Here is a 19,352-nt window from a genome sequence, read left to right as displayed (position 1 = left end):
GTTATAAGCGTAATAATGGCTTTACAAACGCTCGAAGATTTTATCTAGTTTTTCTTTCAGCGTTGCAGCAGTAAAAGGTTTGACGATGTAACCGTTAACCCCTGCCTGTGCTGCTTCGATAATTTGCTCGCGCTTGGCTTCTGCAGTAATCATCAAAACAGGAAGGTGCTTGAGCTCGTCATCTGCTCGGATATTCTTGAGTAGATCAATACCTTGCATACCGGGCATATTCCAATCTGTTACGACGAAGTCAAACTCGCCTTTTTTGAGCATCGGTAAAGCGGTAAGACCATCATCAGCTTCCTGAGTGTTATTAAAACCCAGGTCACGAAGTAGGTTCTTAACAATACGGCGCATTGTTGAAAAGTCGTCAACAATGAGGATCTTCATGTTTTTATTCAAAATTGCCTCCACTGAGGTCGAAGTCAGTGTTATTTATTACTCGTTAAGTGTCCACGCACTAAGCTTAGCTCGTAAACGTTGCATAGATTGGCTATGTATTTGACTGACGCGAGATTCGCTGACATCCAATACTTCCCCAATTTCTTTTAAATTTAGCTCTTCATCGTAATAAAGCGAGAGAACTAGGGCTTCCCTTTCAGGAAGTGTCTTAATTGCTTCAATAAGGGCATGTCGGAAAGATTCGTCCGCTACCCCTTTGAATGGTAGATTATCTTCGGATGCTTCATGTGGAGATATGGCATCTTCTGACACACCAAGGTCTTCAATTCCTACCAGTCGTGAACAGTTTATATCAGTTAGCGCATTATGGTACTTTTCTAGTGACATATTTAAGTGTTTGGCCACTTCTGCATCAGTTGGATCACGGTTTAATTGTGATTCTAGCTCATTTATTGCCTGACTGATGCTCCGATTGTTCTTATGCACCGATCTTGGCACCCAGTCACCACGCCGCATTTCGTCCAACATAGCGCCGCGAATCCTAATGCCAGCATAGGTTTCAAAGCTTGCCCCCTTATTTCCATCGTAGTTTTGCTGAGCTTCAATTAACCCTATCATCCCGGCTTGAATCAAATCATCCACCAAAACACTCGGTGGTAATCGACCAATGAGATGATGGGCTATTCGCTTTACAAGATCGGAATAACGCTCAAGAAAAGCCGATTGGCTTCCTGGATTACAAAATTGATCGTATGTCAGCGCCTTAGTCACCAAAAGGCTCTCCTGCTACTTCTATGTTATTAAGTAAGCGTTCAACAAAAAACTCTAAATGTCCACTCGGAGTTTTAGGAATTGGCCAGGTTAATGCTTTGTTTGCTAATGAGCTGATAGCCAATGCTGCTGGAGAACGCGGAAATGCATCCACCACAATCTTCTGCTTTTTCACCGCTTGACGTACTTTATCATCAAGAGGGATGCAGGCAACGAGCTCTAGACTAACATTGAGAAATCGTTCTGTCACCAAAGTCAGTTTTGCAAACAATTCTCGTCCCTCACGATAACTTCTGACCATATTGGCTACAATTTTAAAGCGTTGAACTTGATGTTCACGACTTAACAGCTTAATTAATGCATAGGCATCTGTAATGGATGTAGGCTCATCACATACTACAATCAGCACATCTTGAGCTGCACGTGAAAAACTTACGACCATATCTGAAATACCGGCTGCGGTATCGATCAAAAGCACATCCATATCTTCTTCAAGTGACCCAAAGGCACGAATTAAACCAGCATGTTGGGCTGGTGACAACTCGGTCATGCTTTGAGTCCCGGAAGTGGCTGGAATAATTTTAACACCAAATGGCCCTTCAACCATGGCATCTTTTAGCTCGCATTCTCCAGCCAATACATGACCTAGGTTTCTTTTGGGTCTAATACCGAGCATGACATCAACGTTGGCTAAACCGAGATCGGCATCCAACACGACGACTTTTTTGCCTTGACGTGCCATTGAAAGCGCTAAACCAAGTGTGACATTTGTTTTACCAACACCGCCTTTACCGCCAGTAACCGAAATTACTTTAGTAAGAGTTGGTTGCGTTAAGCGACGGAGGCCGCTGGCTTGATCTTGTATCATATTTTTATTCATAGTAGTCCGCCGCTTAAAGTCCTTCCGATTCACTATTCCAATAGTGAGGTTCATCTTCCGCTGACTTCTCTAGCAACTCATTTGCTTTTGCAAGCATATACTTAGGTTGAGCTATCACTATATCCTCTGGCACCCGTTGTCCATTGGCAATGTAAGCCACAGGGATGGCATTTTGAATAACCACGCTGATAACCTCTCCTAAGCTCAGAGATTCATCTAACTTAGTCAAAATGCAACCAGAAAGAGGAATCCGTTTAAAATGGTCTATCGTTTCTTGCAGCACTTGTCGCTGTGCTGTAGTTGGTAAGACGAGGTAGCTGTTAATGACTTCACCGCTTTCCTGCATTAGTGTGTCTAGCTGTTCGGAAAGTCGTACGTCTCTCTGACCCATTCCAGCTGTATCAATTAAGATAAGTCTTCGATTTCTAAGCTGATATATGACTTCGGCAAGTTGTTCAGAATCTTTAGCAACTCTTACCGGACAGCCCATAATTCGACCATAAATTGACAGTTGTTCGTGTGCGCCGATACGATAGGTATCCGTTGTCACTAATGCGACGTTATCCGCGCCGTACTCCATAGCCGCTCGAGCTGCCAGTTTTGCTACCGTTGTTGTTTTCCCCACACCAGTGGGACCCAGTAATGCAACGACACCACCACGCTTTAGAATGTCTTCGCGGGGTATGGCTACTTGATCTGAAATGAGACCTAACAATGCTTTCCAAGCATGTACTGGGGGGGTCTCTTCTGGGATGTAGCATGCCATTTGGTCTGCCAGTTCTTGAGAAACCCCCATTCGTTCCAATCGCTTAATTAACATCGCTCTAAGAGGCTCACGACGTTCAACTTCTTGCCACATTAAACCCGATACTTGATGCTCAAGAAGACGACGAATAGAGGTCATTTCTTCACGCATGTTTTCCAGTTCTTCTTGGTTTCCATTATCTCGCGTATCTCGTTCGCCTTTGTCGTAGCGAGTCGGATCTAACTTTGGTCCACGCCTCTCTGCGAAAGAGTCTTCCTTGAGTATTCGAGACAACCCTGACTCTTCAGCAAGTGAGCGACCAGACGTACCTTGAACGGAAGAACGACGGCGATCGTAACCAGAATCTCGGTTTGAAGATTGGCGCTTTAGCAGCGCTTCCAATGAATCGGCTTCTGTACTTGTCTCTGAGTCCGCTTCTTGGCTGTATTGCTTTAGCATATTGGCGAAGCGGCGAGTCATGGATCCTCTGCCTTCACCTAGGCTAACTCGATCTTCTTTTAGCTCTCGTCTCGTTGACGTCATCTGAGAATAATCGCTTGGGGTACGAGAAACGCTAGAACTTCTGTTTCCATTTTTTGCCGCACTGTCACTGTCGATCGCCGCAACAATTTCGACACCGCCAGTCACTCGCTTGTTCGACATGATCACGGCATCAGATCCAAGCTCTTCTTTCACTTGAAGCAGCGCACCGCGCATATCTTTGGCAAAAAATCGTTTAATTTTCAAAATCGCTTTCCAAATCTAACAATGTTTAGTTTCCGACAGCCTGAACAATTCTAATTTGCTTTTCATCCGGTATTTCCTGGTAGGAAAGCACTCTTAAGTTCGGGATGGTGTTCTTCACAAATTTGGCGAGTGTTGTTCTTAATACACCTGAAGTCAGTAATACTGCTGGCTCACCTTTGAGCTCTTGGTCATGTGTGGCTTGGCTTAATGAGGATTGCAGCCTTTCGGCTAACCCCGGCTCAATCCCTGCAGACTCTCCACCTGACGCCTGCATAGTTTGATGCAATATTTGTTCCAACTCAGGTATTAATGTAATCACAGGCAATTCAGGCTCTATCCCATTGATTTCTTGTACGATTAATCGTTTTAACGAAATTCGAACTGCTGCTGTGAGTATGTCGGGTTCTTGACTCTTTGATGAATACTCGGACAGAGTTTGAACAATGGTACGAATATCTCGAATAGGGATCGCTTCATTGAGCAAGTTCTGCAAAACTTTAACAACCACACCCAGTTGAAGCTGATCCGGTACAAAGTTCTCAACCAATTTCGGTGCATTTCTTCCCAGCATTTCCAATAGGTTTTGAACTTCTTCATGCCCAATAAGCTGCGACGCATTGTTTGTGAGTAATTGGCTTAAGTGCGTTGCAAGCACTGTCGAAGAATCAACGACGGTGTAACCCAGAGCCTGAGCAGTTTCTTTCTGATCGTCTTTGACCCACACGGCTTCCAAACCAAATGCTGGGTCCATGGTCGCTTCCCCTTCTACCACGCCATAAACTTGACCGGGGTTGATCGCCAATTCTTGATCAGCACGAATTTCAGCTTCCCCAACCGCAACACCCATTAACGTAATGCGGTAGCTGTTCGGTGAAAGTTCGAGATTATCGCGAATATGAACAGCAGGTATGAGGAAACCAAAATCTTGTGAAAGCTTTTTCCGGACACCTTTCACACGCTCAAGCAGTTCCCCACCTTGATCTCTATCAACCAGTGGAATCAAGCGATAGCCGACTTCTAAACCAATCACGTCCACAGGCTGAACATCGTCCCACGACAGTTCTTTCTGAGAAGCAGATTCAACCTCTTGTTTAACTGGCATTTTCGGTTGATCCGTTTCTTCTTTTTGTTTTTTCCTAATGTAGTAAGCACCACCGCCTGCAATGATCGCCAATAATAGAAAAGCAAAATGCGGCATTCCAGGCACAATGCCCATCACCCCTAAAATACCCGCAGTAATCATGAGTGCTTTAGGGTTATCGAACATCTGGAACACCATTTGTTGCCCCATATCTTCGTCAGTATTTTGGCGAGTCACCATGATCGCCGCGCCAATCGAAAGCAAGAGTGACGGGAGCTGAGCAACCAAGCCATCACCGATGGTTAGCAGGGTGTATATTTGAACCGCATCGCCAAAATTCACGTCATGTTGGACCATACCGATGGATAGCCCACCGATTATGTTAATAAACAGGATTAAAATACCCGCAATGGCATCCCCTTTTACAAATTTTGATGCACCGTCCATCGAACCATAAAAGTCCGCTTCTTTAGTGACTTCAAAGCGTCGGGTTCTGGCTTGTTCCTGATCGATAAGACCCGCATTCAAATCGGCATCAATCGCCATCTGCTTACCGGGTAACGCATCGAGAGTGAATCGCGCACTGACTTCAGAAATTCGCCCTGCACCCTTGGTGACAACCATGAAGTTGATGATCATCAAGATAAGGAAGACAACCAAGCCTACGGCGTAGTTACCACCGATAACAACGTTACCAAAGGCTTCAATGACGCTACCCGCCGCACCCGGTCCTTCATGACCATAAAGCAAGACAACACGTGTGGACGCCACATTGAGCGCGAGCCTCATTAAAGTGGCGACCAGCAATACCGTTGGAAACGCTGCAAAATCAAGCGGACGACGCGTGTATACCGTAACTAACAAAACAACCATTGCCAGAGCAATATTGAACGTGAACATTAGATCCAGCAGAAACGGAGGCATGGGCAATACGATCATTGCAAGTGTCGCAAGGACCAATACCGGCGCCCCTATTGCGGGCATTGCCCGATTAGGCATTTTGGGCAGTTTTTCTGCAAATGGCAGGTTCAATTTCATAAGAAGCTAAATAGACGATCTATAAGTTAAAACGCAAGGTGAAGGCTACTATGCAAATTTCAGTCCATTTGAATAGTCAAAAAATTGTCTGGTAAATGGGTAATAAGAGTTTTGGATTATCAATGCCTTAAGTCTGGTGGTATCGGCATATTCCTTTCTTGCAGCGTCGGGCGCTCTCCACCTCGTTTTCGGAACTGCTTCAACTGGAAGACATACGCCAGTACTTGAGCCACCGCAGTAAATAAACCGTCAGGAATTTGTTGTTCTAGCTCGGTGGAATGATAAAGGGCACGAGCAAGGGGGGGGGCGGGTACCACGTAAATATCGTGCTCCAGAGCGATTTCCCGAATTTTCAACGCAATATGATCGGTACCTTTTGCTACCACAACGGGCGCTTTGTCGGTTTTTTGATTGTAGCGAAGCGCGACAGAGAAGTGCTCTGGGTTGGTAATAATCACGTCAGCCTGTGGAACATCTGCCATCATCCGTCGCTGTGCCATTTCGCGCTGAAGCATTCTAATGCGGCCTTTCACCTCAGGCTTACCCTCTGTCTCTTTGAATTCGTCTTTCAATTCCTGTTTGGTCATTTTTAACTGATTGGCATGCTGCCAAATCTGGAAAGGAATATCGATAGCAACAACGACCAGCAGAGAACAACTGATAAGTAAGGTGAAATTAAGCAGGATATCCAAAGCATGAAAAATATTCGCTGGATATAAATCTAAACTGAGTTGAAACAAATCCTGACGAGACGCCTGTATCAGATAAAACGCTACGCCAGCGACCAGTAACACCTTCAAGATTGATTTAATCAACTCAACCCAACTCTGCATACCCACCATTCGTTTTAGACCGCTAAGTGGGTTCATTTTTGAGGCTTTTGGCATTGCAGCTTCGACAGAGAAACTGATCCCACCTACGCCAGCGGCTCCCGCTAATGCAGCAACGAAAATAGTGATCAAAATCAGCAGAAGCGGAAGTATCAGATAGACCAAGGCACCGAAAATTATCTCAATAAGCTTACCAAAGTCGTAGATTTCTTCCCTGCTCAGGGAAAACAAACGTGACATTACCGTGAACAGCCCTCTTGAGAGGGATTCACCAAACCACATTAATGCCACGGACCCAATCACTAAAACCGACACGGAAGCCAATTCCTTAGAGCGGGCTACTTGGCCCTTATCTCTTGCCTGTTTTAGCCGCTTGGGCGTGGCGTCTTCTGTGCGTTCCTGACCGTCTGATTCTGCCAAATCAACCTCCTAACAATTCATGTCAATAAGGCGGCATATTTGCCCTCGCCCTTCGAGCCAAATCAGATCATAGTGGGTATACAGCCCAGCGATGATGTACCAACAAATCAGTAAACCCACCAACAAAGCAAACGCAAATCCGAGTGAGAAAATGTTCAACTGGGGTGCGGCTCTTGTCATTACCCCGAACGACAGATTAATGGTAAGCAAAGCGATGATGCCAGACAGCGACATACTGAGTGCCATTTTAAACATAGTACCAAACCACAAGGCGAGCTCCCGATAGTCAACCGAATTCAGCGCACCTTGCCCGATAGGTAAAGCCGTAAAGCTCATGACAACCAATTGGATCATTTGTAAGTGACCATCGGTCGATAAGAAGAACATGGTCGCTAGAAACATAAATAGCTGACCAAGCAAAGGGGTGTTTTGTCCATTCGCTGGATCCACCATAGATGCAAAACCCAAGCTGGATTGCATGCCTAGGATTTGACCCAACACGACAAACGCTTGCAGCATAAACTGGGTGACGGTCCCCATCGCAATACCAATCACCAGTTGCTCAAACGTTGTTAGAAAGCCTTGAAACGACAATAGCTCAATGTCTTCAGGCACCGCCGGTATAGCAGGCATGACTGCAAACGTAATGGCTAAACCTAAATACAGTCGAATACGGGTAGAGACAAACCTTGCTCCTGTAACCGTCATCACCATTAACATGGCAGAAATCCGGCTATAAGGCCAGAAGTAGTTTGCTATCCAGTCCAGAATGATGTCTGCAGAAAACTCCATACCAACCTCTAATGCAGAACAGTTGGCATGCGTTCAATCAACCCGAAAAAAAACTCCATCAGCATACGGGTCATCCAATGCCCAAATAACATCAAAGCCAAAAGCGTGACGACCAACCTTGGAAGAAAACTCAATGTTTGTTCGTTGATGGATGTCGCTGCCTGGAAAATGGCAACAACCAAACCAATGATAAGGCTGGGAATAATTATCGCGCACACCAATATCAAAACCAACCAAAGTGATTCTCGAAAAAGGTCAACGAACATTTCAGGAGTCATGCTTTCCCTTCCCTATATCGCAAAGCTGCCAGCTAAGGTAGACAATATGAGGTTCCAACCATCAACCAGTACAAACAACATAAGTTTAAAGGGCAAAGAAACGATCATAGGAGAAAGCATCATCATACCCATGGCCATTAATACCGAGGCAACCACTAAGTCGATAACCAAAAATGGCAAAAAGAGCATAAAACCAATCTGAAACGCGGTCTTCAACTCCGACGTAATAAATGCAGGAATCAAGATGCTCATTGGCACATCTTCTGGGTTATTGACCTGAGCACCTGAAATATTCACGAACGTTTCCAAATCTTTAACGCGTGTTTGCTTGAGCATAAAGTCCTTCATAGGTATTTGCGCCAAGGTAAACGCATCACGAGCGGTTATTTGTTCATTGATGTATGGCTGAATGGCCTCTTGATTGACTCGATCTATGACAGGGGACATGATGAAGAAGGTTAAGAAAATGGCTATACCAATGATCACCTGATTAGACGGCGTTTGTTGCAAACCCATCGCTTGACGCAATATCGACATCACCACGACAATACGGGTAAATGATGTCATCAAAATCACCATTGCGGGCAAAAAGCCCAACAATGTCATTAAGGCCAAAACTTGTAAGTTGATTGAGTAATCTTCAGTGCCATCAGGATTCGTGGTAACCGTTATTGCTGGAATACCACTTCCAGGTGCCCCACCAGAGATAAACGCACTTGAAGACCCTGTCGCACTTTGTGATTCTGCTACTGTTAGACTTTGCGCACCCACCGCATTAGTGGGAATCGAGCTTGCTAATTCTTCTTGCGCTACAACCGAGGTTGAAAGACTTAAAAGCAGAAACGCTGCCAGTAAGGCAGCGATAAAATTATTTTTTTTCATCTTTTTTCAATAACTGACTAAGTTGTTGGGCGAAGGGTGCCGACACGGGTTGTGCGTCTTCGACAGGCTTGTCCAGTTTAGAAACCAAATTAATCGAGTGGGCGGTGATGCCCACTAAAAACTGCTCTTCTCCAGCCTGCACAATCACAAGCCGTTCTTTGGTCCCAACAGGTAGCTGACGAACGATTCTTAGCCCGTCGTGTCCCATCATACTAGGCAACCGCATTCGCTTTAGCGCCCATGCCAATATAAAAATAATGGCAATAACAAACAGCAAAGAACCGAGTGTCGCTGCCATATCTAACTGCCCAGCACTGGAGGTGGAAGCCAATGCAGGGGCAGGCAGGAACAACCACCAACCAAAGAATTTTTTCATGGCTACCGGAGTTTCTTAATGCGTTCAGTTTGGCTAATAACGTCGGTGAGACGAATACCAAACTTATCGTTGACTACAACGACCTCACCGTGTGCGATTAATGTTCCATTAACCAACACATCCAGTGACTCACCAGCCACTCGGTCTAGCTCAACAACCGACCCTTGGTTAAGTTGCAATAAATTACGAATGCTGATTTGTGAGCGCCCAACTTCCATCGAAATTGTGACAGGAATATCCATGATGGTGTCGAGTTTACGACGCTCATCTTCAGAAATCGGAGCTGGCTCATTGGACAGTTCTTCAAGGGGAGCCGCTTCAACATCATCACCGCCACCAGATGCTAACGGGTCTTCACCTAATGCAGCGGCCCATTCATCTGCCAGTTTTTGATCTTCGTTTGGATCCATACTCAATCACCTACTCATTTATTTCTGGCGAGATTTCTTCAACCTCATCGCCACTATCTAGTTCCGATTCCATGTCATTGCCAAGGAATACCAAATCGGATTTGACCACATCTGGACGCTTAATTTTCTCAGATACCTGAACAGCCAGCTTATCGCCTGAACGCCCCATTTTAACTCGGTATGTTGGCAGTTCTTCCACAAACATCGTTGCATTTTTAGGCATTTCAATAGGGATAATGTCACCCGGTCTAAGTTCCATCAAATCACGAAGGGAAATATCTCTTTCCAACAAATTCACTCGGAAATTGACCGGGACGTCCATAATTTCTTCTTTTAGCGCCGAGCTCCAACGTACGTCAGTTTCCATCTTGTCGGACTGAACACCAGCATCTAGAAGCTCACGGATCGGCTCAACCATGGAATAAGGCATAACCACATGGAAATCACCGCCGCCACCATCCACTTCAATATGGAAGCTGCTTACGACGATCACTTCGGTTGGGCTCACGATATTCGCCATACTTGGGTTGACTTCTGAATCCAAATACTCAAATTCAACGCCCATAACCGGTGACCATGCTTCTTGATAATCCGCAAATACAATTTTAAGAAGCAGCTGAATAATGCGTCGTTCAGTGGGCGTAAACTCACGTCCTTCAATCCGGGCATGGAAGCGACCATCACCACCAAAGAAGTTTTCAACCAAAATAAAGACTAATCGCGCTTCCATAGTGATGAGCGCCGTGCCTTTGAGTGGTCTAAAACGCACCATGTTCAAGCTAGTCGGTACATAAAGGGTGTTTTGGTATTCACCAAACTTCACCATTTGCACACCGTTGATCGATACCTCTGCAGTTTTCCGCAGCATGTTAAACAAACTTATTCGCAGGTGCCGAGCAAAGCGCTCATTGATGAGCTCCAAAGTCGGCATTCGACCACGAACAATTCTGTCTTGAGACGAGAAATCGTAGTCGGCAGTGTTATCGCGCGCCCCACCACCGGCATCAAGATCATCATCTCCGTCATCTACATCGTCAACACCATGCAGTAACGCATCAATCTCATCTTGGCTTAATAAGTCTGTCACAGGATACCTATTGCATTACAAAATCGGTAAACAGCACTTTCTCAATCACAGGCTGTCCCACTAGCTGACTCAAGGCCGCTTTAATGTCATCCGTTGCCTGTTCACGCAACTGCCCACGACCTAGCGGTGTACGAAGTTGCTCGGCGGTTGCGACACCAAACGTTGAAAGAAGGGTGCTTTCAATCAGAGGAATGTGGTGCTTCGCCATTCCCTCGTTTTCGCTTCCTCTCACCATAATTTGGACCTTGATTTGCACCAATCTGTCTTTCTTATCTCCAGTAACGTTAAAAACAAACGGTTCTGGAATATTGACATAGGAAGCGGGTTCATTTAACGGTACCGCTGCCTCTTCGGCTACGGGTTCTTTTTCCTCAGGATCAGAACCCATTAAGAAAAATGCTGCACCACCACCGCCCGCCAGTAAAACGACCACTGCAATGATGATGATCAGGAGTTTGCTTTTTCCTTTGGGTGCTTCCGCATCTTGTTGTTCTTCTGCCATAAGCGTCTCGGTTAAATAGAAGGTTTAGTTATAATGTTAAGCGTAAAAACTGATTCCATCACGGTTTGGTTTCACATCAAGGTTAACTTCGAGTGATTCGTCACCCTCTGAGTCGAATTCGCTATTAAAGCCATCGCCATCTTTACCTTTTCTGGAACCTTGATCAGCAACATACTGACTTTGCTGCTGTTGTCCTGCATTTTGCTGCTGAACAGACGTATCTGCAAGCTGTAAACCTTGTTGAGACAGCATTTCTCTCAATCTGGGCATGGCTTGTTCAACGATGTCTCGAGTTTGCTGGTTCGCAACCGTAAACTGAACCGATGCGATATCGTTATTCATTGTCATCCGAATCTGCATTCGCCCTAATTCGGGCGGATCCAATCGAATGTCGATATTTTTGAGGTTTTTCGACAGCATCATTTGTACACGTTCAGCGAGCTGGTCGCCAGCTGCCACACCATCTCGAGAAAGTTGCAGCGGCGATTGCTGAATGGCAGCGGCGATTTGCCCCTCCACCTTAGCCTGTGCGTTGGACAATCCTTGTTGCGATGTGACACCAGTGAGTTGTTGGGAGAAATCCGCTTTTTCACCGTGATTATTTTCATTGCCTTTAGCCAGTTTAGTTGCACCTAAAGCTGCCGCACTACCAACCACAGCAGCAACCGCATTACTGGTTTGAGTTGCTGCTCCCGCCGTCATACTTTGCGTTGTCATTTGCTGATTTATCACAGCGGGACTGATTTCTTGTGGCATAACTTGTGTCGCTGAAGCGACGGCTGTTCTATCGAACGGTAACGGGGTCGACGTTGGGTTAACTAACTGGGCAGCAAGCGCTGCATTGGTTGCCATTTTGGTGCTGTTAGCCGTTTCTATCGCCCCCTTCGCCGCTTGCAGTTCTGCTTTGGTCATCTCTGCTGATGTCGCGGTCCACATAGGCTCTGTGTACTGACCTTGAAGTTGTTCAGAAGCAACCGGAGGTTGTCCATCAAACGATGTCTCTAGCGGTATTTGATTGGCGATCACGCCTGCTTCCATAACACTCACTTGTGCCCCTTTCAGATCCACCTTTGGGGTATCCGAAAACGTTGTCGCACGCACAGTATCGACATCAATAGGTGTCTGAGTCACCGTATTATTTGCCCAGTTAATTTGCGCATCTTTCGGGGTTTGAGTAGAAGACTTCACACCGTTTTGACTAACCGAATCATCAGCAACAACTGTTCTTGTTTTGGTCTCCGTCATCAGAGCATTTTCGGCAGTCAGTTCAGCGATGTCTTGGTCCACTGCAACTTGCCTACTCTGTTGCAGTGACTCTGCACCAACTTGTACTCCAACAGAGTCGTTTGAAGCCTCTTCAGCTGGTGTTGGAGCGATTTGACCTTGGTTTGCAACAATCGCACCTCCAGAAACAGCGACCATCCCTTTAACAAAATCACGGCTTATTTCATCGGTCATTGGATCAGATAAAAGCTGACCCGGCTCTGTTGATGCCGCGCCAAGAGTGGCTGCGTCTACTCCGTTAGAAGCGTCAATATTAGGCTGTTGTAAGTATTTGGATTTCGCATCGGCTATAGCCCGTTCAGAAACAGCCTTATCTTTTGATGTTGATTCTGCTACCCCCGCCACACTCGCTGATCCTTGTGGCAACTTGTTGCCATTGGCGTCAATCTGCTCATTTTGATCAGTACCGTCTGACCGGTCTTTTGTCTTTAAGACTTTATTCGAATCGTCTAACCGACCAAGCAAATCATTACCCTCGGTCATTGCTTGATCAACGTTTTGTCTTTTAGCGTGTGTTACTTCTTCTAGTACGTCCGTGCTTTTGTTGGAATTGGCGAGGATCTCATCGATAAACTCGTCACCACCCGCTTCGTCTGTCAACGCTGCCGCAGTGGCAATCTTTGGTAATTCAGAGTCCTCACCTTCCGCAGCGTCAGCAACCTTTTTTAGGCTAGGCTCTTCGGTGCCATCGACTTTAACCTTGTTGCTTGACTCTGTAGGTTCGGATTCAGAATAAAAGACAGATTTTAGCGCAGCCAGAAACCCACCCGACTCATTTTCTGCAGCAGAATCAGTAGATTGACTGGATTTTCCGAGCAAATAAGACTTGCTTCCGGATTCGTTCACTGACAGAGGATTTTGGCTCATAAACACACTCTCAAAGCGTTGGTACGTTCTAGGATCTGTTGACCTATCTCGGTTAACAGTCGACTTTCGGCGATTCTATTCAGTCTATATAGTCGGAAAGATTGCAAAAAGTGAGCCAATTTGAATATATATCGAACTAAAAAGAACTTTTCCTACGAGAAAACTGCAAAGTGGAAAACTCATCCATTTGTCTTTGCTCAACTTTTTCTTGCTGAATGCGCTTTTCCTTTGCTTTTTTCTCAAGCATCCACTCATAAGAACGACGAGTTTTGCGAGTTTCCAGCCAATATTCTTCACAGTTGCTGACCTGTGAAATGAAGTGCTCTTCAGCAGATTTTTGTTTAGCTAAAGTTTCATCCAACTGCGTTAAGAATCGATTTAGGTGGCCATATTCACTGGCAGTGAGCCCACTTTTCCCACGCTCCACCAATTGATTGCAGTAATCCAATCGATACTTTTCTATTTGCTCAACTTGACGATAGTAATCTTCAAGCTCAGATCTCGACTTATTGAGAACTAATACGGCTTGAGATTCTTTATTTTTCGCCTGTTCTAACAAAAACTCTAGCGCATTATTCACTTATCCCTCTCTTAAGATGGCTGCAATATACTACGAAGCATATTGACGCACATTTCATATGGTACCGCCTCTCCCATACCTTGCTGTGCGTACTCATCCAATTTGGGTTTGAGAGTAAACGCGGTATCAATTGCTGGGTCTGTCCCTGGCTTGTATGCACCAATAGAAACAAGATCTTGGTTTTTACGGCAAACTGAAAGCACTTGACGTACTGCTTTCGCCATCATCATGTGCTCATCAGTTGTAATTTGAGGCATAACGCGGCTAACAGATCTCTCGACATCAATTGCAGGATAATGACCAGCATCCGCTAATTCACGAGACAGTACGATGTGGCCATCTAAAATGGCCCGCGAGGCATCCGCAATAGGGTCTTGCAAGTCATCCCCTTCCGTTAATACGGTAAAGAAGGCGGTAATCGACCCCTGATTGTCATCACCATTCCCCGCACGCTCGACCAGTGCAGGCAATTTAGCAAACACCGATGGTGGGTAACCTTTAGTTGCTGGTGGCTCTCCTACCGAAAGGGCAATTTCACGTTGCGCTTGAGCAAAGCGAGTTAAGGAATCCATTAGCAGGAGGACATCTAATCCTTGATCACGAAAATACTCCGCAATGGTCAGCGCTGTCTGACAACCTTTTAAACGCATCAAAGGCGAGGAATCAGCAGGCGCAGCAACAACGACTGAGCGTTGGCGACCTTCTTTCCCTAAAATTTCCTCGATGAACTCTTTCACTTCTCGCCCACGCTCACCAATCAGCCCGACAACCACGACTTGAGCCGTTGTCCCCCGAGTCATCATACCGAGCGTGACCGATTTACCCACACCGGAACCTGCAAAGAGACCAATACGCTGACCTTTTCCCACCGTCAACAATCCGTTTACCGCTTTCAATCCCACATCAAGCGGCTCGGAAATGGGCTTACGCGCCAACGGGTTAATGGGCTGACCATTGAATGAGGCTTTTTTCTCGGTGTAAATATCACCAAGACCATCCAGCGGATTTCCAACCCCATCAATGACTCGACCTAGTAACTCCATTCCAACCGACAAACCACTGTCCGTTGTGATGGGGGTGACTTTAGCTCCTGGGAGAACCCCTGTTATCTGTTCGCTCGGCATTAAATAAAGGCTTTCGCCAGAGAAACCGACCACTTCAGCTTCCATTTCTCCGCTGAGTGTTTCCACTTTACAAAGGCTGCCTATAGGAGCTTTACATCCTGTGGCCTCAAGCGTTAAGCCAACCACACGGACTAACTTACCAGACGCAATCGCCTTCGTGGTTAAGCCTTGGATTTTATAATTGGACAGTCTCTCTTCAAGAGCCAGCATCACACTTGCTCCTGGTGCCGATTTGAACCACAGAAGGATTGAATGACTGAACGGATTCGCTCTTCCATTTTGAAACTCACACTCGACTCACCGGCTGCGATATGCACATCGCCTCGATTCAAAGACGGCTCACTCGACAATGTCCAACTGCGATTATTGAGTTCTTCTTCGCCGTAAGACGACAAGACAATGGCTAAATCATCGGGATTGAGCTTGATGGTAATGGCATGACCTGCTATGGGCAGAGCCTCCACACTTTGACGGACGGTATCTAATATCACTTGTGGGTTCATCTGCACTTCTACGTGCACCACTTCTTTAACCAAGGTGAGAACCATGTCTACCAATTGCTTTTCGACTTGGGCATTCATCAATTCCAACGGTTGAGCAAACTGATTAGCCAACGTCATAAAGTGGTTTACTTGCTCTTCAATGTAAGCTTGACCCGCTTCAAGACCTTCTTGCTTGCCTTGCTCTGTGCCCTCTTGATGACCAGCGGTAAACCCTTCTTCTTTACCTTTTTCAAACCCGTCCTGATACCCTTGCTCTTGACCCGATGCTAAGCCTTCTTGATAAGCCGCTTGCTTGATTTCTTCTATTTGTTCGTCGGTCAGTGCAACAGGTTCTTCAGCTTCAGGTATGTCGAATTTTGGTACCCAAGAAGGGTCGTAGTTAAAGGCAGTATCTTTGGCGTGAGTATTCGCATCACCTGTATAGTCAGGCAATCCCCATGCCTCAGCCTTGTCAGCCATGTCATCTTCATCCGGTCTTAAAAAGCCACGTTTACGTTCTAATGACATCACATTACCTATTTTGAAATGATCAGGCAGCGCTCAACAATAGAGCGCATGGGATTATAGGAATTCGTCTGCACCACCACCCAACACAAGCTCGCCATTGTCGGCAAGACGTCGAGCAATCGCCAGAATTTCTTTTTGAGCGGCTTCCACATCGGACACTTTTACTGGAGCCATTGCTTCCATGTCGTCTCGCATCATCTCTGCGGCACGCTTCGACATGTTCTTGAAGACTTTTTCGCGAAGACCATCGTCGGCTCCTTTGAGCGCTCGTTGCAAAACATCCTGTGGAATATCACGCAGCAATTTTTGAATACCAGCGTCGTCCACTTCCATCAGGTTTTCGAATACGAACATCAGATCTTGAATCTGAGTGGCCATATCTTCATCCTGCTCACGGATTTGATCCATCAAGATGCCTTCCATGCTGTTATCCATAAAGTTCATGATTTCAGCAGCCGCCTTAGTACCACCGATCTTCGCAGCTTGCGCACCCGCTTGACCTGCGAACTGTTTCTCCATAATTTCATTGAGCTCAGCCAATGCAGACGGCTGAACTTCTTCTAAGTTGGCGATACGCATAACCAAGTCGAGACGATCACGTTCTGCAAATTGTGACAAGATTTCAGCCGATTGATCGGCTTCCAGATAAGAAAGAACGATAGTTTGAATTTGCGGGTGCTCGTTCACAATAATGCTGGCAACTTGGCGAGGGTCCATCCATTTCAGAGAATCCAAGCCTTTCGAACCCGTACCTAATAGGATTTGGTCAACTAAGTTATTCGCCTTGTCCTCACCCAAAGCGGCGACCAAGGCATTCCGCATAAAGTCTTCACTGCCCATACCGATGTTGGTGTATTTCTGGATGTCTTCCAAAAACGCTCGGTGTACCACACTGACTTTATCGGAGTTGAGGTCAGCTGCCCTCGCCATGGCGCTACCCACCCTTTGAACCTGCTTAGGCTCTAGATGACGAATTATGCCTGCGGCATCCGATTCATTTAGACTCAAAAGCAATATCGCAGCACGTTCCTCTCCAGGAATCGATTCGATATCGATGCTTGGTCCTTTTTCACCGCCATCTTCTTTTGTTGCAACGTCGTTAGCCATCTGCTGATACCCAATTCTTCACTACTTGTGCCGCGAGTTCTGGTTCGTTTGCAACCAGTGCTCGTACCGCTTTCAATACATCTTCGTCTTTATGCAGGTTAGGCAAATCAATACCTGAACCAAACTCGAAGGAATCACCCGCATCAATATCGCTACCAATTAAGCTCGTATCGCCATCCGCTGAAAGTGGAAGACCATCGGCACCAAATTCTGAATCCTCGTCCTCTTCGGAATGAGGGTTGATGAGCTTCTTCATCGCTGGGCGGACCAAAATCAAAATGATGGCGATGATAACCAGCGCACTCGCTAACCAACGAATCCAATCGTTAAAGTTCGGGTGATCCCAAATTGGTACATCCACCATGATTTCGGTTTCGGGTTCTGCAAATTTGACGCTTAGAACATTCAACAAGTCACCACGTGTTTCGTTGAATCCCACAGCACCAATAAGAACACTTCGAATCGCATCAATCTCTGCTTGCGCCAACGGCTGGTAAGTGACGTCTCCCGTTTCCGCATTCACGATGGGTTTATGCCGAATAGCCACCGACACCGTTTGACGATTCACGACGCCCGTTTGTCGACGCTCATGGCTAATGGTGGTATCCAACTCAAAATTTCGAGTCGCTTCTTTACGAACAGAGCCCTGACCTAGTAGTGAGCCGTCTTTCATCTGCTTGACGTCTTGGGGAATAGACGCATCGGCGGGTGGTTGATTTGAAAGCGCGCCAGGTACGCCCGCAACCACATTTCCGTTGTTGTAGTCTTCTACCGTATATTCACTGCGCGTCGAAGGGGTATTTGGATCAAAACGCTTACGAGTTTGCTCCACTGCACTGAAATCGAGCTGAATGTCTACCTGAGCGGTATAATTGCCGAGCCCCAGAATTGGAATGAGAACAGAATCGATCTTTTCACGCAGCGCTTGTTCTTGCTTGCGTTCTAGTTCCTGTTCTTTCCGGCGAGCCGTGGCCATTGGGTCTTGCGACCCTGAACTGAGTAATCGACCATGTTGATCTGTCACGGTTACTCGTGTCGGCTTCATACCCGGTACAGCACTGGACACCATATCGACAATAGAGTCCACTTCTTCTTGCTTCAACGAATTCGTGGAGCCAAGCGTCAAAAATACGGTAGCTGACGCCTCTTGATTTTGACGAACAAAAACGCTTTGCTTAGGTAGCGCAAGCAAGACTTGTGCTTTACGCACTTGTCGCATCTGTTCAATAGCTTTGCCTAACTGTCTTTCTCGGCTGAGTTTTAAGCGCTCTTGTTCAAGGCGTTGAGACACGCCAAAGCCCATATCTTGTAAAAGAATATCATCGCCCGCGGGGTCCGGTTGATTCAAACCAGCACGAGTCATGTTTAATTTGATATCGCTGTATTCGCTCACCGAAACTCGAATGGTATTGCCGTCAAGCTTATAGTCAATTTTCTGTTGATCTAGGTAGTCAAGAACGGGGATCAGCTCTCCTGTCTCATAGGTTCCTAGCGGGCGTAGCTCAGGTTCACGCACCCAAAAGAAAACCATGACGATAAGCGCCACACATATTGAAATAGCAACAACCAAAACCACTTGACGCAATAAGTCTAAATCACCCATAGACATATCAAACTTTGAGGAGCTTTGCTCATCTAAGTCTAGGTTTTGACTCTCGTGATCCAGGTCACTTCCTACGGCTACTGCTCCGCCATCGGATACCGCGAGATCTGTTGATTTGTCTTCAGCCACTTGTCACTACCTGTTTTAGACTGGCATGTTCATCAGCTCTTTATAAGCTTCTACCAGTTTATTTCTTACTTGAATCGTCGCGTCAAAAGCCACACTAGATTTGTTTCGAGCAATCATCACATCAGACAAAGATACGTTCGGGTCACCTTGGTCAAAGCGCGTTGCTAACTCACCCGATTGCTTCTGTAATGCATTAACGTTGTTTATGGCATTGTTTAATAGCGCACCAAAATCAGAGGAAACCTGCTGTCCTGTCGCGGGTTTAGTGGAGTTTGTCGCTTCAAGCATCATCGCTTGCATTTCCTGATTTATCCCACCAATTTTCATCGCTCACCTCTGTCGTCAATATTCTGACTTTTTACTGCATTCTACTCTTTGACCTTGCAATTAATATGCCACTGTATAGG

General features: G+C 46.1%; 20 protein-coding genes. All 20 read right to left on the bottom strand.

Features of this window, described 5'->3' with window-relative positions:
• Window positions 1-21: 21 nt before the first annotated feature.
• The 20 genes from cheY to fliE all read right to left on the bottom strand — a co-directional run bounded on the left by cheY (window position 22) and on the right by fliE (window position 19,272).
• Window positions 22-390 carry a chemotaxis response regulator CheY gene (cheY, locus tag HC752_RS03855; RefSeq protein WP_000697871.1) on the bottom strand — a complete coding sequence of 123 codons (369 nt, stop codon included), beginning with the start codon at window positions 388-390 and terminating at the stop codon, window positions 22-24.
• Between the two features lie 48 nt (window positions 391-438).
• Window positions 439-1,173: an RNA polymerase sigma factor FliA gene (locus HC752_RS03850; RefSeq protein WP_190333801.1), complete on the bottom strand. Its 735-nt coding sequence runs from the start codon at window positions 1,171-1,173 to the stop codon at window positions 439-441.
• Window positions 1,166-2,053 (bottom strand): MinD/ParA family protein, encoded by an 888-nt coding sequence (locus HC752_RS03845; RefSeq protein WP_190333800.1) that lies wholly within the window; start codon window positions 2,051-2,053, stop codon window positions 1,166-1,168. Before HC752_RS03845 ends, HC752_RS03850 begins: the two co-directional genes overlap by 8 nt.
• A gap of 13 nt (window positions 2,054-2,066) precedes the next feature.
• The gene (flhF, locus tag HC752_RS03840; RefSeq protein WP_190333799.1) at window positions 2,067-3,545 is read right to left on the bottom strand and encodes a flagellar biosynthesis protein FlhF; all 1,479 of its coding nucleotides are present in this window, start codon (window positions 3,543-3,545) and stop codon (window positions 2,067-2,069) included.
• A 25-nt stretch (window positions 3,546-3,570) separates the two neighbouring features.
• A complete protein-coding gene (gene flhA / locus HC752_RS03835; protein WP_190333798.1) occupies window positions 3,571-5,664 on the bottom strand; it encodes a flagellar biosynthesis protein FlhA in 2,094 nt (697 codons plus the stop codon).
• A gap of 119 nt (window positions 5,665-5,783) precedes the next feature.
• Window positions 5,784-6,914 carry a flagellar biosynthesis protein FlhB gene (flhB, locus tag HC752_RS03830; RefSeq protein ID WP_190333797.1) on the bottom strand — a complete coding sequence of 377 codons (1,131 nt, stop codon included), beginning with the start codon at window positions 6,912-6,914 and terminating at the stop codon, window positions 5,784-5,786.
• A 9-nt stretch (window positions 6,915-6,923) separates the two neighbouring features.
• Window positions 6,924-7,706, bottom strand: coding sequence for a flagellar biosynthetic protein FliR (gene fliR, locus HC752_RS03825; RefSeq protein ID WP_190333796.1), 783 nt, complete (start codon window positions 7,704-7,706; stop codon window positions 6,924-6,926).
• An 8-nt stretch (window positions 7,707-7,714) separates the two neighbouring features.
• Window positions 7,715-7,984 (bottom strand): flagellar biosynthesis protein FliQ, encoded by a 270-nt coding sequence (fliQ, locus tag HC752_RS03820; RefSeq protein WP_190333795.1) that lies wholly within the window; start codon window positions 7,982-7,984, stop codon window positions 7,715-7,717.
• A 12-nt stretch (window positions 7,985-7,996) separates the two neighbouring features.
• Window positions 7,997-8,866: a flagellar type III secretion system pore protein FliP gene (gene fliP, locus HC752_RS03815; protein WP_190333794.1), complete on the bottom strand. Its 870-nt coding sequence runs from the start codon at window positions 8,864-8,866 to the stop codon at window positions 7,997-7,999.
• Window positions 8,853-9,242 (bottom strand): flagellar biosynthetic protein FliO, encoded by a 390-nt coding sequence (gene fliO / locus HC752_RS03810; protein WP_190333793.1) that lies wholly within the window; start codon window positions 9,240-9,242, stop codon window positions 8,853-8,855. Before fliO ends, fliP begins: the two co-directional genes overlap by 14 nt.
• 2 nt (window positions 9,243-9,244) lie before the next feature.
• Window positions 9,245-9,652 (bottom strand): flagellar motor switch protein FliN, encoded by a 408-nt coding sequence (gene fliN, locus HC752_RS03805; RefSeq protein WP_190333792.1) that lies wholly within the window; start codon window positions 9,650-9,652, stop codon window positions 9,245-9,247.
• A 10-nt stretch (window positions 9,653-9,662) separates the two neighbouring features.
• Window positions 9,663-10,739 (bottom strand): flagellar motor switch protein FliM, encoded by a 1,077-nt coding sequence (fliM, locus tag HC752_RS03800; RefSeq protein WP_190333791.1) that lies wholly within the window; start codon window positions 10,737-10,739, stop codon window positions 9,663-9,665.
• Window positions 10,740-10,746: 7 nt separating this feature from the next.
• Entirely contained in the window at window positions 10,747-11,241 is a 495-nt protein-coding gene (gene fliL, locus HC752_RS03795; protein WP_190333790.1) for a flagellar basal body-associated protein FliL, read from the bottom strand.
• A 36-nt stretch (window positions 11,242-11,277) separates the two neighbouring features.
• Window positions 11,278-13,392 carry a flagellar hook-length control protein FliK gene (locus tag HC752_RS03790; RefSeq protein WP_190333789.1) on the bottom strand — a complete coding sequence of 705 codons (2,115 nt, stop codon included), beginning with the start codon at window positions 13,390-13,392 and terminating at the stop codon, window positions 11,278-11,280.
• A 136-nt stretch (window positions 13,393-13,528) separates the two neighbouring features.
• A complete protein-coding gene (gene fliJ, locus HC752_RS03785) occupies window positions 13,529-13,972 on the bottom strand; it encodes a flagellar export protein FliJ (RefSeq protein ID WP_190333788.1) in 444 nt (147 codons plus the stop codon).
• An 11-nt stretch (window positions 13,973-13,983) separates the two neighbouring features.
• Window positions 13,984-15,306 (bottom strand): flagellar protein export ATPase FliI, encoded by a 1,323-nt coding sequence (gene fliI / locus HC752_RS03780; RefSeq protein WP_190333787.1) that lies wholly within the window; start codon window positions 15,304-15,306, stop codon window positions 13,984-13,986.
• The gene (fliH, locus tag HC752_RS03775) at window positions 15,306-16,106 is read right to left on the bottom strand and encodes a flagellar assembly protein FliH (RefSeq protein ID WP_190333786.1); all 801 of its coding nucleotides are present in this window, start codon (window positions 16,104-16,106) and stop codon (window positions 15,306-15,308) included. The genes fliI and fliH overlap by 1 nt, the downstream gene beginning before the upstream one ends.
• A 54-nt stretch (window positions 16,107-16,160) precedes the next feature.
• Window positions 16,161-17,213 (bottom strand): flagellar motor switch protein FliG, encoded by a 1,053-nt coding sequence (gene fliG / locus HC752_RS03770; RefSeq protein WP_190333785.1) that lies wholly within the window; start codon window positions 17,211-17,213, stop codon window positions 16,161-16,163.
• Entirely contained in the window at window positions 17,206-18,945 is a 1,740-nt protein-coding gene (fliF, locus tag HC752_RS03765; protein ID WP_190333784.1) for a flagellar basal-body MS-ring/collar protein FliF, read from the bottom strand. The genes fliG and fliF overlap by 8 nt, the downstream gene beginning before the upstream one ends.
• A 15-nt stretch (window positions 18,946-18,960) precedes the next feature.
• Window positions 18,961-19,272 (bottom strand): flagellar hook-basal body complex protein FliE, encoded by a 312-nt coding sequence (gene fliE, locus HC752_RS03760; RefSeq protein WP_190333783.1) that lies wholly within the window; start codon window positions 19,270-19,272, stop codon window positions 18,961-18,963.
• Between the last annotated feature and the right edge of the window lie 80 nt (window positions 19,273-19,352).

Origin of the sequence: Vibrio sp. S9_S30 (assembly GCF_014694455.1) — a bacterium.
GTDB lineage: Bacteria > Pseudomonadota > Gammaproteobacteria > Enterobacterales > Vibrionaceae > Vibrio.
Note: the sequence above shows the minus strand (reverse complement) of the source record. Positions and strands in the feature narration are given on the sequence as shown.

Bases quoted from the DNA above. Each gene is read 5' to 3' on its own strand.
- fliL (WP_190333790.1), bottom strand. From the start codon at position 11,241: ATGGCAGAAGAACAACAAGATGCGGAAGCACCCAAAGGAAAAAGCAAA.
- flhA (WP_190333798.1), bottom strand. From the start codon at position 5,664: ATGAAATTGAACCTGCCATTTGCAGAAAAACTGCCCAAAATGCCTAAT.
- fliQ (WP_190333795.1), bottom strand. From the start codon at position 7,984: ATGACTCCTGAAATGTTCGTTGACCTTTTTCGAGAATCACTTTGGTTG.
- cheY (WP_000697871.1), bottom strand. From the start codon at position 390: ATGAAGATCCTCATTGTTGACGACTTTTCAACAATGCGCCGTATTGTT.
- fliP (WP_190333794.1), bottom strand. From the start codon at position 8,866: ATGAAAAAAAATAATTTTATCGCTGCCTTACTGGCAGCGTTTCTGCTT.
- fliH (WP_190333786.1), bottom strand. From the start codon at position 16,106: ATGTCATTAGAACGTAAACGTGGCTTTTTAAGACCGGATGAAGATGAC.
- fliG (WP_190333785.1), bottom strand. From the start codon at position 17,213: ATGGCTAACGACGTTGCAACAAAAGAAGATGGCGGTGAAAAAGGACCA.
- fliN (WP_190333792.1), bottom strand. From the start codon at position 9,652: ATGGATCCAAACGAAGATCAAAAACTGGCAGATGAATGGGCCGCTGCA.
- HC752_RS03790 (WP_190333789.1), bottom strand. From the start codon at position 13,392: ATGAGCCAAAATCCTCTGTCAGTGAACGAATCCGGAAGCAAGTCTTAT.
- HC752_RS03845 (WP_190333800.1), bottom strand. From the start codon at position 2,053: ATGAATAAAAATATGATACAAGATCAAGCCAGCGGCCTCCGTCGCTTA.
- fliO (WP_190333793.1), bottom strand. From the start codon at position 9,242: ATGAAAAAATTCTTTGGTTGGTGGTTGTTCCTGCCTGCCCCTGCATTG.
- fliE (WP_190333783.1), bottom strand. From the start codon at position 19,272: ATGAAAATTGGTGGGATAAATCAGGAAATGCAAGCGATGATGCTTGAA.
- fliI (WP_190333787.1), bottom strand. From the start codon at position 15,306: ATGCTGGCTCTTGAAGAGAGACTGTCCAATTATAAAATCCAAGGCTTA.
- fliR (WP_190333796.1), bottom strand. From the start codon at position 7,706: ATGGAGTTTTCTGCAGACATCATTCTGGACTGGATAGCAAACTACTTC.